The sequence below is a fragment of the Ferrimonas balearica genome (genome assembly GCF_019802055.1).
In the GTDB taxonomy this organism is placed as follows: Bacteria; Pseudomonadota; Gammaproteobacteria; order Enterobacterales; family Shewanellaceae; genus Ferrimonas; species Ferrimonas balearica_A.
In genome coordinates, this window is sequence record NZ_JAHVHW010000012.1 from 277,844 (window position 1) to 291,320 (window position 13,477).

A 13,477-nucleotide genomic window follows, 5' to 3' on the forward strand; every position below is an offset into this window, starting at 1 on the left:
GATAAAAAAACGCCGCCCAATGGGCGGCGTTTTTTTGTGGTAAGCGTTTTACCAACAGGCCGCCGGTGAGCGCTGGTCCGACTGATTGAGTGTCATGGGGGAGCAGGTGGTGCTGCCCTCTTTGTCATTGGCTTGGTCGCTCTGAGCGGTGGCAGTGATGGTGTAGCTGGTGGCCGATGTGCCGCTCAGAGAGAACTGGTAATAGCTGGTGTTGGCGGCACCAAGATCGGACATGGTGAGGTTGGTGCTGCAATCACTGGTGGCTTTGCCGTATTGGCTGCAGCTGATGCGGAACTCTTCCAGCAGCAATTGAGCGCTCATCAGCGCTTCTTTTGCTTCGCTGCGACGGGACTCCAGAATGTACTCTCGGTATGAGGGGATCGCGATGCTGGCGAGAATGCCGAGTATGGCAACCACGATCATCAGCTCAATCAGCGTGACACCAAATTGTCGTTTCCCTTGGTTTTTCATGGCGTTCCCTGCTCATGGTGTTGATAGGTGCAATTGCACTACACTGTGCGTGCCAAAAAGTTTACCTTAAGCATACAACGCTGTCGCATTCAGAAGGAACTGAGCGTGCGCTTTCGAGCCTCCAAATCCCCTCAGTCCGTCCGCGGGCTGACCTTGCTTGAGCTGCTGATCGCCGTGCTGATACTGGCGATCCTGTTGGCGATCGGCATTCCTTCCTTCAGTGGTCTTTCCCAGGATCTGCGTCTTAAGGGCGCGGGCTTTGCCTTACTGGAAACGGTTCACCAGGCACGAACCGAAGCGATTAAGCGCAACCTGGACAACATCACCGTCAAGTTTATCTCCTCCGGTGGCACCTGGTGTTACCGCATCACCGATACTCCGGCGGCTTGCTCCAGTTGCGACATGACCGGGCAGACCAACCAGTGCGATGTGGAGGGTGATGGGATCGTTAAGGGCGCGGGCAGTGCGGATTATCAGGGGGTCGCGCTGAACAACTCGTTCAGCGGTGGCGTGATCACCATCTCCAACCGCCGCGGCACCATGCCCGCCGGCAACGCCACCTTCTCAATGGGCAGCGACAAAAGTGTCCGGGTTAGGGTGTCCAATATTGGCCGGGTCAGCCTGTGCGTGCCATCGACCTCTGAGGCCATCACCGGGGTGGAGGGATGCTGAGCATGAATCGTAGAGCGCGTGGCTTTACCCTGGTGGAACTGATGGTGTCGATCACCATCGGTCTGGTGGTGCTCTCTGCCGCTCTGACGTTTTTCAGTGGCAACCTGCGCGCCAATACCACCACGCTGGAACTCTCCCGCCTGAACCAGGAGTTGCAGACGGTGATGACCATGATCGCCCGGGATATTCGACGGGCGGGTTACCGGGGAGATGCGCTGGCCAATCGGGATATTGGCGACAAGTCTTTTATGTTTCTGCCCGGCACCGTCGATGGGGCCGGGGCCTGGACGGCTCAGCATCTTGGTACGCTGAAATCCGGTGGCAGCCATGCCAGTGGTGGGCCCTATCAATGCATTGTTCTGATGGCGGACCTGAATGAGGATGGGTTGGTTACCACCGCTACGGAGATCTCCGGATACCAACTTGATGGCACTGTCATCGACAAGGGGCGCTGGAACAATATCGCGCCAACCTGCGGGAATGCCACGGCCTGGGAGGCGCTGACCAGCAACGATATCGAGATTACCGAACTGCAATTCGTTCTCGACCCGCCTTTGCAGGCCGCTACCAATCGATTGGTTCAGTCGGTCGAGGTCACGCTCAGTGGCCGGGTCGCGGATAAACCGACGCTTAGCCTGACCCTTCGTCAACGGGTCCGGTTGCGCAACAACAGTTATTAGGGGCAGATGATGGGCAGGGAAAGCCGAGGCTTTGCAACACTGGGAGTCACCCTGTTGATTCTGGTGATTCTCGCGGGAGTGACCCTATTCGCGGGCAAGGTGCTGCTGATGGAGAAGCGGATCTCCGCCAACGAGCAGCAGTACGCGCTGGCGTTTGCCTATGCGGAGTCGGGTCTGGAGGCTGCTGCACGCAAATACCTGACGGATCCCGCAGGCATCTGTGGAACCAGTGCCACGATGACGCCTCCCGGAACCAGTGCCTCTGTTGCCGTGGCCTGGACCTGCAGCGCCGGTGGCGAACCGGTCACCATCAGCGCCACCTACACCGCTTCCGATGGGGGCAGTGGCGCCACCGTATCCGAAGTCTACGCGCGCTCCGCCCTGTTCAACAGCGGTGAACCGGCACCCCTGACTCTGGCCAGTGCCAGCAAATTTAACGGAACCCTGGATATTGGTGCCGCACCCAATGGTGGTGGCACCGGTGTGCCACTCTCCATCTGGGCTGGGGTGACCGATGATTTCACCGGAGCGGCCACCACCTGTCCGGTGGAGGAGTTTGGCCGTGCCGGAGGCGCCTGCAGTACCTCAGACTTTGTTTACTCCGAGAAAGCCCGGGGATCCGCCAAGGGGGATTACGTTCAGGGCGGGCAGGACATCGTTGTGGATGACGCGGGCTTTCCCGAGGACATGTTCGAGTTTGCGTTTGGCATCTCAGCCAGTGACTGGGAGCAGATCTATCAGCGGGGCGCCACCAAGATCGACGATTGCACCTCGCTGACCAATGCGGACACCGGCATCTTTGTGTTTGAGGGAACAGGCATGACCCAGTGCCGGGTAAACGCCATTGGCTCTCCTGATGCCCCAGTCATTTTGATTGCCGTCAACGCCGATATGGACCTGAAGACCGGCCCAACCTATGGCGTGATGTTCAGTTTTGACAGTACCCCGGATGATGGCGTGGTGGATGCCAGCCTGACGCTGAATGCTACGGCTCTGGTGTATGGCGCTGTGATGAGCAACGGCGACGAAGTGCCCAATATGAACGGTAATGCTGCCGTGTCCTGGCATCCGGATGTGTTCAGTGCCATCGAAGAGGATGTGGACGGAGAGTTTCGTCCATTGGTGAGAGTGGCAGGAAGCTGGAAAGACTTTTGACAAGGAGAGTGATCATGATGCCCCGGAGAGCCAGTCGTGGCTTTGGCCTACTTGAAATCCTGATTGCCGCGGTGGTAATTGGCCTTGGCATTGTGGCCCTGACCAGTCTGCAGGGAAAGTTTCTGAAATCCGCTTCCGCTACCAGTCAGCGTGAGGTGGCGCTAAAGCTGGCTCAGGCCAAGCTGGATGATCTCCGCAGTTTTACCTACGACGCGGATCCTGACGGTTTTGGATTCAACGAGATCACCAGTAACCAGGGGGGGCGTTCCGGCGAACTGGCCGCGAGCAGCAGCCTGACCTACGAACAACATAACTTTGGCTTGGGCTGGACCGTGGCCGACTACAAACTGGTTGGCGGTGACTATGTCGCGGTAACGGATCCGGCCGACAAAGTGGCGCAAAAGTACGTGGTGATAAACGTCAACTGGACTGACTCCAGTGGGCGGTCGCAAACCCTCTCCCTGCCCCATACTCTCTCTCCCACCATTCCTGATACCGGTACTGCCTCCTCCGGAGGTGACGTCGGATTGGGCGGCAGCGGCCCCACTGTGAGGCACCAGGATGCGGCCGCGCCAGACGTTATCGATATTGACCTGGGGGATGGCAGTAAGCGGGAGAGCTCCAAGCCCTTGCCGGAAGTGAATGCTGGCGATGGCATTGTTTTGGTGCAGTTCGACTCCATCAACTTTGACAACAGCGACTCTCAGAAAATCGTTCAGGAAGACAACCTGACCGTGAGCTGCAGCTGTTACAAATCGACGGCGAGCGCGGAGCGGAACAATCCGGTGCAGCTGAAGTGGGCCGACGAAGCGCTGTACTGGGAACAGATTGATCCGGTTACCAAGCAGACCGGAAGTTCAGTCGTATCGGGGACTGACCGATTGGCAGTGTTGTGCAATCGTTGCTGTGAGGACCATTTCGATGCGGAGTCCGGTGGCTCAACCACCGCCACCGACAGGCTGGAGAAACACTACAGCTACGACAGCGGCCGCTGGGGCAATCGCCGCTACTATCTGGATAACCAGGGCGACTTTATCGAGGCGACGGGCAATAAGGCCTACCTGGAAGCGTGCCGGATGATGCGCATCAACGGTTACTACGTCCTGATGCCCGACTGGCAGCAGGCGCACCAGGAGGTGATGACCCGGGAACACCTCTCCACCTCGGCCATCGTGGCGGAGTATCAAGGCAAGGTGAAAGCGATGCTGCGTGACTTTGCCAGTTCTTCCGCTAACTACAAGACGGATCCATCCAGTTACCAGTACCTTGTCAGCACCGAAAACTTCCCGCAAGACGACGTGACCATCGACCCGGCGACCAGCACAAGAACCCAGTTTATGGGGCGTGCCGTCTACATCGACCCGATTGAGAACTACTCAGGCACCACCTCAGCACTGCCCTACAATGCGTTTCCCTTCCACGAGGTCAATAACACCCTGCTGGCGGACTGGTCACTCTACAGCTGCAACAGCACGGAGTTTAATCCGGCGGATCCCCTGAATGGTTGCACCCGATGCTCCCAGTCAACCGATGAGTTTAACTGTGGCAATGTGGCGCTGAGCAATCAGCCGGTGGCGGGGTCACGCTCTGCGGTTGCTGACGCCGATTACTATCAGGGGTATTACAGCCGCGGAGAGCTTCGCTATAACACCAGCAGCAGCGGCAACTACGTGGTGGAAGTCTCGTCCAGAAAGGGGAACTCCGGAGTGACCGGAACCGGCCCCGTTTCCGCTTACGACGCCAGCAATGTCTTTACCCGTCATATTGGCGTGAGCTTCGGGGAGGTCACCGAAACCCCCGGTGAAAAGATGACGGTCGGCGGACGGATCTTCTGTTACCGGGCGAGTCTGAATAAGCAGACCGGAGCGTTCGAGTCCTGGGATGCCTGCGATAAGAAGACTTTTAACGCGTCGGTGAGCACCACCATCGGCTCCTGTCCTGACCAACCGGTACTGCAGGGCAGTGCGACGCCCTCCTTTGGCTGCATCCTGCCCTCCGACTGGATCGCCAGTGGCGATGGCATCGATAACCTGCTGCGCTTCTCTGGCATCGGCGCGAACTTCCATCCCGAAGCCATCGATGAAGCGGCTCTGGAAGCGGAGGCCGAGAAGGACAAGCTGTGCGTGGTAATGATCGCAGGCAGCGTGCCGGAGGATGCAACAGATATCCCCAGCTGCAGCTATGATTCAGGGCGCTGAGGGCGAAATCCTCCGGGTTTGGCTTTTCACCCCGTAGCCGTTTCGCTACCATTCTGCGATCCCAATCGAAGTAAGGAACGCGCGACGCATGAGCAAGCAATTGGTGGTGGCTCTGGCCCAGGTCAATCTGACAGTAGGGGCCATTGAGGAGAATGCGCAGAAGTGTCTGGAGTGGGCCGCTAAGGCGGAGCAGCAGGGGGCTGACTTGGTGCTGTTCCCTGAGCTGGCCCTGACCGGTTACCCACCGGAAGATCTTCTGCTGCGACCCGATTGCCAGGCCCGTGTTGATGCCGCCCTGGCTCAACTGCAAGCCTATTCCGGTGAAATCGCTCTGGTTGTGGGGCACCCCGCACTGACAGAGCAGGGGTTGATGAACCGTGCCTCCGTGATTCATCAGGGGCAGGTAATTGGCCAGGTGGATAAGCAACGCCTGCCCAACTACCGCGTATTTGATGAAGAGCGCTACTTTGAGCCTGCCGATCACAGCGCACTGGTGCCGTTCAAGGGGCATCAGCTTGGCATCTTGATCTGCGAGGACATCTGGTTCCCTGAGCCGATCAAACAGGTGGCGGAGCAGGGCGCGGATCTGCTTCTGACCCTCAACGCTTCCCCCTTTGATATGTCCAAACTGGATGAGCGTCTGGATGTGCTGGAGGCCTGTACTGCAGAGTCCGGGCTGGCGGTGGTCTATCTTAATCAGGTTTGTGGTCAGGATGAGTTGATCTTCGATGGCCACTCACTGGTGATGGATGCGGAAGGCCATATCTGCCACGAACTGCCTCAGTTCGAAGAGGCCCTGCAATTGGTGCGCTTTGTGGACGGGCATCCGGACAGAGGCGAGCGTCATCCGCTGCCGAGCCAGGAAGCGCAGGTCTACAACGCGCTGGTACTGGCGGTTCGGGACTATGTCACCAAGAACGGATTTAAGGGCGCAGTACTGGGGTTATCCGGTGGCATCGATTCTGCCCTGACGCTGGCGATCGCGGCGGATGCACTGGGGGCGGATAAGGTGCAGGCGGTGATGATGCCCTTCAAGTACACCTCCTCCATGAGCATTGAGGACGCCAAGGCGCAGGCCGATGCGCTGGGTGTGGCCTACGATGTGGTCTCCATTGAGCCGATGTTTGATGCCTTTATGGGTCAACTGGCTCCGATGTTCGAGGGGACTCAAAAGGACACCACCGAAGAGAATCTGCAGGCCCGTGCCCGGGGTGTACTCTTGATGGCGCTCTCCAATAAGAGCGGCAAAATCCTGCTGACCACCGGTAACAAGAGCGAGATGGCGGTCGGTTACTGCACGCTGTACGGCGATATGTGCGGCGGTTTTGCAGTGATCAAGGATCTGCCCAAAATGCTGGTTTATCGTTTGTCGCGCTATCGCAACACGATTTCCCCGGTGATCCCGGAGCGAGTGATCACCCGTCCGCCTTCTGCCGAACTGGCTCCGGACCAGGTGGATCAGGACAGCCTGCCTCCGTATGATGTACTGGATGACATCCTTGAGCGTTATGTCGAGCGCGATCAAAGCCTTGAAGAGATTGTGGCCGCAGGGCATCAAGAAGCGGACGTGCGCCGCGTGATCCGTCTGACCGACATCAACGAGTACAAGCGGCGCCAGGCGGCGGTGGGGCCACGCATTACCCCGCGTGCCTTTGGTAAGGATCGGCGCTATCCCATCACCTCTGGATTTGGCAAACGGAACTGGTAACGAAGATGAAAAAGCTGGAAGCGGTGATCAAGCCGTTCAAACTGGACGACGTGCGGGAAGCACTGGGTGAAATCGGAATCACCGGCATGACCGTGCAGGAAGTGAAAGGCTTTGGCCGCCAGAAGGGCCATACCGAACTCTATCGCGGTGCAGAGTACATGGTGGACTTTCTGCCCAAGGTGAAGATCGAAGTGGTGATCGCTGATGAACTGCTGGATCAGGCCATCGAAGCGATCGTTGAGACTGCCCGTACCGGCAAAATCGGTGACGGTAAGATCTTCGTTACCGACATCGAACGGGTGATTCGGATCCGGACCGGTGAAGAGAACGAAGACGCCATCTGAGCGTCAGCCACGAAAAAAGGCGCCGCTGGGCGCCTTTTTTGTTGAGTCAGGTTTGGATCAGCTCAGAAGCGGCGGGCCAAACGGTTCTCAGGGAAGGTCGCTTTCAGCACGCTGACGCTGTGGTCCCGCATCGCTTCCTGGCCCAGTTCATCGTAGCTGGTGATCATGATCTCCAGGGCCCGCTCCGTTGCCGGCGTACCGGGATAGGTTTCCAGTACCTGCTGAGCGCGGTTGGCAGCACCCACCCAGGCTTCCATGGTGACGTAGTACTCCGCCACTCTCAGGGAGAACTCGGCCAGACGGTTCTTCAGCATGATCATACGGCGCTGGGCATCCGGCCCATAACGGCTGTCCGGATAGCTCTTGATCAGGGTTTCGAAGTCCCGGAATGCGGCGATGGCATTGCTGGGGTCGCGATCGCTTCGATCGATACCCAGCATGTTGTGAAACAGGTAGCTGTCCGCCTGCATGTTGATCAAACCCCGCATGTAATAGACATAGTCAATGTCCGGGTGGGTGGGGTTCAGGCGGATAAAGCGGTCGACGTTGGCCAGAGCGTTGGCACTGTCTTCCAGCTTGTAGTAAGCGAAGATCAGGTCCAGCTGCACCTGGGTTTTATGCGGCCCGAAAGGGTAGCGGCTGTCCAGGGCTTCCAGTACCTGAGAGGCTTTAGTGAAGTTGCCCAGTTCCATGGCTTGACGCGCATCGGCGTAGAGGGCTTCCGGAGTGCGGTCTTCCACCACATACCCGGAGCGATCGCCGGAGCTGGAGCAGGCGGACAGGGCAAAAACGCTGCTCAGGGCGAGCACCAGCGAACCTGTGATCTTACGCATGCTGTATAGAGATCCCTTATCTGGCCGTGCGTGACGAGGTCAAAACACGATAAAATGCAATTTGAGCGATTCTAACAGAACTGATACTGATTTCGAGCCTTTGTGGCCTGAGCCCAACACTATGACGCAACAACTTGAACTGGAAGGAGTTATCTCCGAAAGCCAACTGGGTCAACGACTCGATCAGGCGCTGGCGGAGTGCTTCCCCGATTATTCCCGTAGCCGCATCAAGGAGTGGATCCTGGCGGAACGGGTGAGCCTGAATGGCAAAACCGTGGTGAAACCGCGGGAAAAAGTGATGGGTGGCGAAGCGGTCATCATCCAGGCGGAGTTTGAAGAGGAAGTGGCGGCGAAGCCACAGGCCATCGATCTGAACATCGTCTACGAAGATGACGACATCCTGGTGATCAATAAGCCAGCTGACCTAGTGGTTCATCCGGGGGCTGGCAACCACGATGGCACCGTAATGAATGCCCTGCTGCACCACTGCCCGGAACTGGCGAATGTGCCCCGTGCGGGCATCGTCCACCGTCTGGATAAGGACACCACCGGTCTGATGGTGGTGGCAAAAACCATCCCGGCCCAGACCCATCTGGTGGCACAGCTGCAGGCCCGTGAGATCACCCGTGAATACGAAGCGATTGCACTGGGAGTCATGACGGCTGGCGGCCATGTTGATGAGCCGATTGGCCGTCATCCGCAGCGTCGCACCCATATGGCGGTAACTGAACTGGGCAAACCGGCGGTTACCCACTACCGCATCCGCGAGAAGTTCCGCGCGCACACCCGTTTGCGTCTGCGTCTGGAGACTGGCCGTACGCACCAGATCCGCGTTCATATGGCGCACCTGGGTCACCCGCTGGTGGGCGACCCACTCTACAGTGGTCGCCCCCGTCCGGTGAAAGGGTGGAGCGAAGAACTCCGTGACTTCCTGCGCGGCTTCCGTCGTCAGGCCCTGCACGCTGCGATGCTGAAACTGGAGCACCCCATTACCGGTGAAACCATGAAGTGGACCGCGCCGATCCCGGCGGACATGGTGCGCCTGACTGAGCTGCTGCGTCAGGACACCGAAGAGCACGGTTTCGACTACTGATGTGGTTTGAGGTCGACTGGCCAGCTCCGGCCCACGTTCGCGCCATCAGCACCGATCGTCTCGGAGGTCACTCCGGGACGCCCTTTGCCAGCCTCAATCTGGGGTCGCATGTCGGGGATGACGCCGATGCCGTGGCCCGCAATCGCGCCGCTCTGTTGCAGCAGGCGGGCCTGCCAGGTGAGCCGGTCTGGCTGGAGCAGGTACATGGTACCCATGTGCTGACTCTGCCTCTGACTGGCCCCCAGCCCCCGGCGGATGCCAGCTACACCGGCAATCCCGGTCAGGTCTGTACGGTCATGACCGCAGATTGCCTGCCGGTGCTGTTCTGCGATCGTCAGGGCAGAGAGGTGGCTGCTGCCCACGCAGGGTGGCGAGGCCTGGTGGATGGGGTTCTGGAAGCGACGTTAAGTCGGTTCCAGGCGCCAAGGTCGGAGATCCTGGCCTGGCTGGGGCCCGCCATCGGCCCAACCGCCTTTGAGGTGGGCGCCGAGGTTCGAGCGCGATTTATCGCTGAGGACCCGGCCGCCGACGCGGCGTTTGTGGCGCAGGGGGAAGGCAAATACCTGGCGGATCTCTACACCCTGGCACGCCAGCGGCTGAACCGGGCGGGTGTTACCCAACTCTACGGTGGCGATCAATGCACCTACTCTGAGGCTGATCGGTTCTTCTCCTATCGACGTGACGGCCAAACGGGACGTCAGGCGAGCCTTATCTGGTTTACCCCCTCTTGAATTTCCCCCATATGGCCCCCAAATAAGCGTTAATCGCCAATACTGGCTTTAGACGTTTTAAGGGGGCTTCATATGCGATTAGACCGTATGACCAGCAAGTTTCAGCTGGCAATCTCCGACGCTCAATCTCTGGCTCTGGGCCGGGATCATCAATACATCGAACCGACGCACCTGATGCTCGCCCTGTTGAATCAGGATGGCGGCACCGTGCGTCCGTTGCTGCAACTGTGCAACGTGGATCTGAACACCCTGCGCAGCAAGCTGACTCAGGCAGTGGATGCCTTGCCCAAAGTGACCGGTGGGGATGCCGAGGTGCAACTCTCCCGGGAGCTTATCAAGGTCCTGAACCTGTGCGACAAGCTGGCGCAGAAGCGCAAGGATCAGTACATCTCCAGCGAACTCTTTGTTCTGGCTGCGGTAGAAGCCCGTGGCGTTCTGGGGGAAACCTTGCTGCAACTGGGGGCGGACAGCAAAAAGCTGGAAGCGGCCATTGAGCAGGTTCGCGGCGGTGCCAAGGTGGATGACCCGAGTGCGGAAGATCAGCGTCAGGCGTTGGACAAGTACACCATTGACCTCACCGAGCGAGCGGAACAGGGCAAACTCGACCCGGTGATCGGCCGGGATGATGAGATCCGCCGCACCATTCAGGTGCTGCAGCGTCGTACCAAGAACAACCCGGTACTGATCGGTGAACCCGGTGTTGGTAAAACCGCCATTGTGGAAGGGTTGGCGCAGCGGATCATCAATGGCGAAGTACCGGAAGGGCTTAAAGATAAGCGGGTGCTTTCCCTGGACATGGGCGCGCTGCTGGCGGGAGCCAAGTATCGCGGTGAGTTCGAGGAGCGCCTCAAGGCGGTACTGAACGAATTGGCCAAAGAGGAGGGTCGGGTGATCCTCTTTATTGACGAACTGCACACCATGGTCGGCGCCGGTAAAGCGGAAGGCGCCATGGATGCGGGCAATATGCTGAAGCCAGCGCTGGCTCGCGGTGAGCTGCACTGTGTCGGTGCCACCACATTGGATGAATATCGCCAGTACGTGGAGAAAGACGCCGCACTGGAGCGCCGTTTCCAGAAAGTGCTGGTGGATGAACCCAGTGTTGAGGACACCATTGCGATCTTGCGTGGGCTGAAAGAGCGCTACGAGCTGCACCACAGTGTGGAGATCACCGATCCGGCCATCGTGGCGGCAGCCACGCTGTCCCATCGCTACCTCTCTGACCGCAAGCTGCCTGACAAGGCGATCGACCTGATCGACGAAGCGGCTTCCAGCATCCGTCTGGAGATCGATTCCAAGCCGGAGCCTTTGGATAAACTGGAGCGTCGCATCATCCAGCTGAAGCTGGAGGAGCAGGCGTTGAGTAAAGAGACCGATGACGCCAGCCAGAAGCGGCTTGAACTGCTGAGGGAACAGGTGTCGGATCTGGAGCTTCAGTTCAAGGAGCTGGATGAGGTCTGGAATGCGGAGAAAGCCGCGTTGGCTGGCACACAGCATATTAAAGCGGCGCTGGAGCAAGCGCGTCAGGATATGGAAGTGGCTCGCCGTGCGGGCGACCTGAACCGGATGTCTGAGTTGCAGTATGGTCGTATCCCCGAGCTGGAGAAACAGTTGGACCTGGCCGCCCAGGCGGAGATGCAGGAGATGACTCTGCTGAAGAACCGGGTCACCGATGCCGAGATCGCCGAAGTGCTGGCCAAAGCCACCGGCATCCCGGTCGCCAAGATGCTGGAGGGCGAGCGGGACAAACTGCTGCGGATGGAAGAGGCGCTGCATAAGCGCGTTGTTGGCCAGGATGAAGCGGTTGAAGCGGTATCCAATGCCATTCGCCGTAGCCGGGCCGGACTGTCCGATCCCAATCGGCCCATCGGTTCCTTCCTGTTCCTTGGCCCGACCGGGGTGGGTAAAACCGAGCTATCCAAGGCGCTGGCCCAGTTTATGTTCGACAGTGCCGACGCCATGGTGCGGATCGACATGTCCGAGTTTATGGAGAAACACTCCGTGGCTCGCCTCGTGGGAGCGCCTCCCGGCTACGTGGGGTATGAAGAGGGTGGCTACCTGACAGAAGCGGTTCGCCGTAAGCCCTATTCGGTCATTTTGCTGGATGAGGTGGAGAAGGCGCACCCGGATGTGTTCAACATTCTGCTGCAGGTGCTGGATGATGGCCGCCTGACCGACGGGCAGGGCCGTACTGTGGACTTCCGCAATACGGTGATCATCATGACCTCCAATCTGGGTTCGGATCAGATCCAGCAGCACTTTGGTGAACTGGACTATCCAGAGCTGAAAGAGTTGGTGTACGGCGTACTGCTGCAATCCTTCCGGCCGGAGTTCCTGAACCGGGTGGATGAGACCGTGGTCTTCCATCCCCTTGCTGAAGCGCAGATCGCCGAGATTGCCCGCATTCAGCTGGCCGGACTGGAGAAGCGGTTGGCAGAGAAGGAGTACCAGTTGCAGATCAGCGACGAGGTGCTGGCCAACCTTGCCACAGCGGGATTCGACCCGGTATTTGGGGCGCGACCGCTTAAACGGGCCATTCAGCAGCGACTGGAAAATCCGTTGGCCCAGCAGATCCTCTCGGGCAAGCTGGAGCCTGGCCGCCCCATCGAAGTGGTTCAGCAACCGGATGGGCTTGGCTTTATTCAGCCATAAAGCGATGGGTAACCACAGTAAAGGAGGAGCTTGGCTCCTCCTTTTGGTTATATAGGAAGGGAGAAGAGATCTAAAAGCCTTTGGACGCAACTGCTATCTGTTATTAAGAGGCCCAACAATATGTGAGGGAGTATGAAGACAATAGCGATTGTGGGGTTGGCACTCTTTGCGCTTCCGGCCTTTGCCGGTGATTACGGTGGCGTACGGCTATCCGAGTTGGTGGCGCAATCCTCTCAGCCCAAGCCTCAGGTTATGGCCCAGGCAGATAGCCTGGAAGCACTTCAACAGGAGTTGCTCAGTCAGGGTGAACCGATTCAGGACATCAACCAGATGATCAGCGACTCTCCGACGGCTGCCGGTGCAACTGACGGACCACGGATTGAAGCCCGAACCGTGGTGGATAAGTGCTATCACAGCTTCCAGGCCACCGCCTGCAGCACCAAGGTGGTCTATCAGCTGATTGAGTGATAGAGCCGCTGGCGAGAAAGTTCGGTTTAGATAGAACATTCCGCTCTGAAAAAACGCCGTTCTCCGGCGTTTTTTTGTTCTATCATTAGCAGTCCGGGCCGAAAGTCGGCGGAGAATAGACCGGATTGGTGATTCTCTGTTCACTCGGTGCGTTGGAGTGAAAAAAGGGGTTGCGGGCTGAAATCCCCGCCCTATAATGCGCTCCCTGTCGACGGGGCAAAGCGAAACAGAAAGCGCTGAGCCACCAAGGCCTCCAAGAGGGCTTGGTTAAAACTTCGACGGTCGGAAAGGAAAGTTGAAAAACACCCTTGACGATGACGGAGGAAAGCGTAGAATGCGCCTCCTGCCTTGATGAGGCAACGCTCTTTAACAATTAGTCAGACAATCTGTGTGGGCACTCACGCAGTGTTGAGAAATCATCATTTTCTCGATGCTACTGAGTGACACCAAGTTAATTCAGTATTCATTGAGTAGC

General features: G+C 58.3%; 12 protein-coding genes. 10 read left to right on the forward strand and 2 right to left on the reverse strand.

All coding sequences use genetic code 11. The features are described from left to right. Positions 1-48 precede the first annotated feature (48 nt). Complete coding sequence (locus tag KUV52_RS18100) at positions 49-471, reverse strand: type IV pilin protein (protein WP_222527340.1); 423 nt, start codon at positions 469-471, stop codon at positions 49-51. Positions 472-576: 105 nt separating this feature from the next. Here KUV52_RS18100 and KUV52_RS18105 point away from each other — a divergent pair, with 105 nt between their 5' ends. From KUV52_RS18105 to glnB, 6 genes are all read left to right on the forward strand, one after another. After that, the gene (locus tag KUV52_RS18105) at positions 577-1,143 is read left to right on the forward strand and encodes a GspH/FimT family pseudopilin (protein WP_222527341.1); all 567 of its coding nucleotides are present in this window, start codon (positions 577-579) and stop codon (positions 1,141-1,143) included. Positions 1,144-1,145: 2 nt separating this feature from the next. Further along, the gene (locus KUV52_RS18110) at positions 1,146-1,823 is read left to right on the forward strand and encodes a prepilin-type N-terminal cleavage/methylation domain-containing protein (RefSeq protein ID WP_222527342.1); all 678 of its coding nucleotides are present in this window, start codon (positions 1,146-1,148) and stop codon (positions 1,821-1,823) included. A gap of 9 nt (positions 1,824-1,832) precedes the next feature. Continuing rightward, on the forward strand, positions 1,833-2,978 hold the full coding sequence (locus tag KUV52_RS18115; protein ID WP_222527343.1) for a PilX N-terminal domain-containing pilus assembly protein: 1,146 nt from the start codon (positions 1,833-1,835) through the stop codon (positions 2,976-2,978). Between the two features lie 14 nt (positions 2,979-2,992). Next, positions 2,993-5,176, forward strand: coding sequence for a hypothetical protein (locus tag KUV52_RS18120; protein WP_222527344.1), 2,184 nt, complete (start codon positions 2,993-2,995; stop codon positions 5,174-5,176). 88 nt (positions 5,177-5,264) lie between these two features. After that, positions 5,265-6,884 (forward strand): NAD+ synthase, encoded by a 1,620-nt coding sequence (locus tag KUV52_RS18125; RefSeq protein ID WP_222527345.1) that lies wholly within the window; start codon positions 5,265-5,267, stop codon positions 6,882-6,884. Positions 6,885-6,889: 5 nt separating this feature from the next. Further along, positions 6,890-7,228 (forward strand): nitrogen regulatory protein P-II, encoded by a 339-nt coding sequence (glnB, locus tag KUV52_RS18130; RefSeq protein WP_222527346.1) that lies wholly within the window; start codon positions 6,890-6,892, stop codon positions 7,226-7,228. Positions 7,229-7,290: 62 nt separating this feature from the next. Here the strand turns inward: glnB and KUV52_RS18135 are convergent, their stop codons facing one another. Then, complete coding sequence (locus KUV52_RS18135; protein WP_222527347.1) at positions 7,291-8,061, reverse strand: outer membrane protein assembly factor BamD; 771 nt, start codon at positions 8,059-8,061, stop codon at positions 7,291-7,293. Positions 8,062-8,182: 121 nt separating this feature from the next. Between KUV52_RS18135 and rluD the strand changes: the two genes are divergently transcribed. The 4 genes from rluD to KUV52_RS18155 all read left to right on the forward strand — a co-directional run bounded on the left by rluD (position 8,183) and on the right by KUV52_RS18155 (position 13,002). After that, positions 8,183-9,154: a 23S rRNA pseudouridine(1911/1915/1917) synthase RluD gene (gene rluD / locus KUV52_RS18140; protein ID WP_222527348.1), complete on the forward strand. Its 972-nt coding sequence runs from the start codon at positions 8,183-8,185 to the stop codon at positions 9,152-9,154. Continuing rightward, positions 9,154-9,885, forward strand: a complete 732-nt coding sequence (pgeF, locus tag KUV52_RS18145; protein WP_222527349.1) for a peptidoglycan editing factor PgeF — start codon at positions 9,154-9,156, stop codon at positions 9,883-9,885. The genes rluD and pgeF overlap by 1 nt, the downstream gene beginning before the upstream one ends. A 72-nt stretch (positions 9,886-9,957) precedes the next feature. Next, positions 9,958-12,534, forward strand: a complete 2,577-nt coding sequence (gene clpB, locus KUV52_RS18150; protein WP_222527350.1) for an ATP-dependent chaperone ClpB — start codon at positions 9,958-9,960, stop codon at positions 12,532-12,534. 132 nt (positions 12,535-12,666) lie between these two features. Next, complete coding sequence (locus KUV52_RS18155) at positions 12,667-13,002, forward strand: hypothetical protein (protein ID WP_222527351.1); 336 nt, start codon at positions 12,667-12,669, stop codon at positions 13,000-13,002. Positions 13,003-13,477: the final 475 nt, after the last annotated feature.

Bases quoted from the DNA above. Each gene is read 5' to 3' on its own strand.
- KUV52_RS18100 (WP_222527340.1), bottom strand. From the start codon at position 471: ATGAAAAACCAAGGGAAACGACAATTTGGTGTCACGCTGATTGAGCTG.
- KUV52_RS18110 (WP_222527342.1), top strand. From the start codon at position 1,146: ATGAATCGTAGAGCGCGTGGCTTTACCCTGGTGGAACTGATGGTGTCG.
- KUV52_RS18115 (WP_222527343.1), top strand. From the start codon at position 1,833: ATGGGCAGGGAAAGCCGAGGCTTTGCAACACTGGGAGTCACCCTGTTG.
- KUV52_RS18120 (WP_222527344.1), top strand. From the start codon at position 2,993: ATGATGCCCCGGAGAGCCAGTCGTGGCTTTGGCCTACTTGAAATCCTG.
- KUV52_RS18125 (WP_222527345.1), top strand. From the start codon at position 5,265: ATGAGCAAGCAATTGGTGGTGGCTCTGGCCCAGGTCAATCTGACAGTA.
- glnB (WP_222527346.1), top strand. From the start codon at position 6,890: ATGAAAAAGCTGGAAGCGGTGATCAAGCCGTTCAAACTGGACGACGTG.
- KUV52_RS18135 (WP_222527347.1), bottom strand. From the start codon at position 8,061: ATGCGTAAGATCACAGGTTCGCTGGTGCTCGCCCTGAGCAGCGTTTTT.
- rluD (WP_222527348.1), top strand. From the start codon at position 8,183: ATGACGCAACAACTTGAACTGGAAGGAGTTATCTCCGAAAGCCAACTG.
- pgeF (WP_222527349.1), top strand. From the start codon at position 9,154: ATGTGGTTTGAGGTCGACTGGCCAGCTCCGGCCCACGTTCGCGCCATC.
- clpB (WP_222527350.1), top strand. From the start codon at position 9,958: ATGCGATTAGACCGTATGACCAGCAAGTTTCAGCTGGCAATCTCCGAC.
- KUV52_RS18155 (WP_222527351.1), top strand. From the start codon at position 12,667: ATGAAGACAATAGCGATTGTGGGGTTGGCACTCTTTGCGCTTCCGGCC.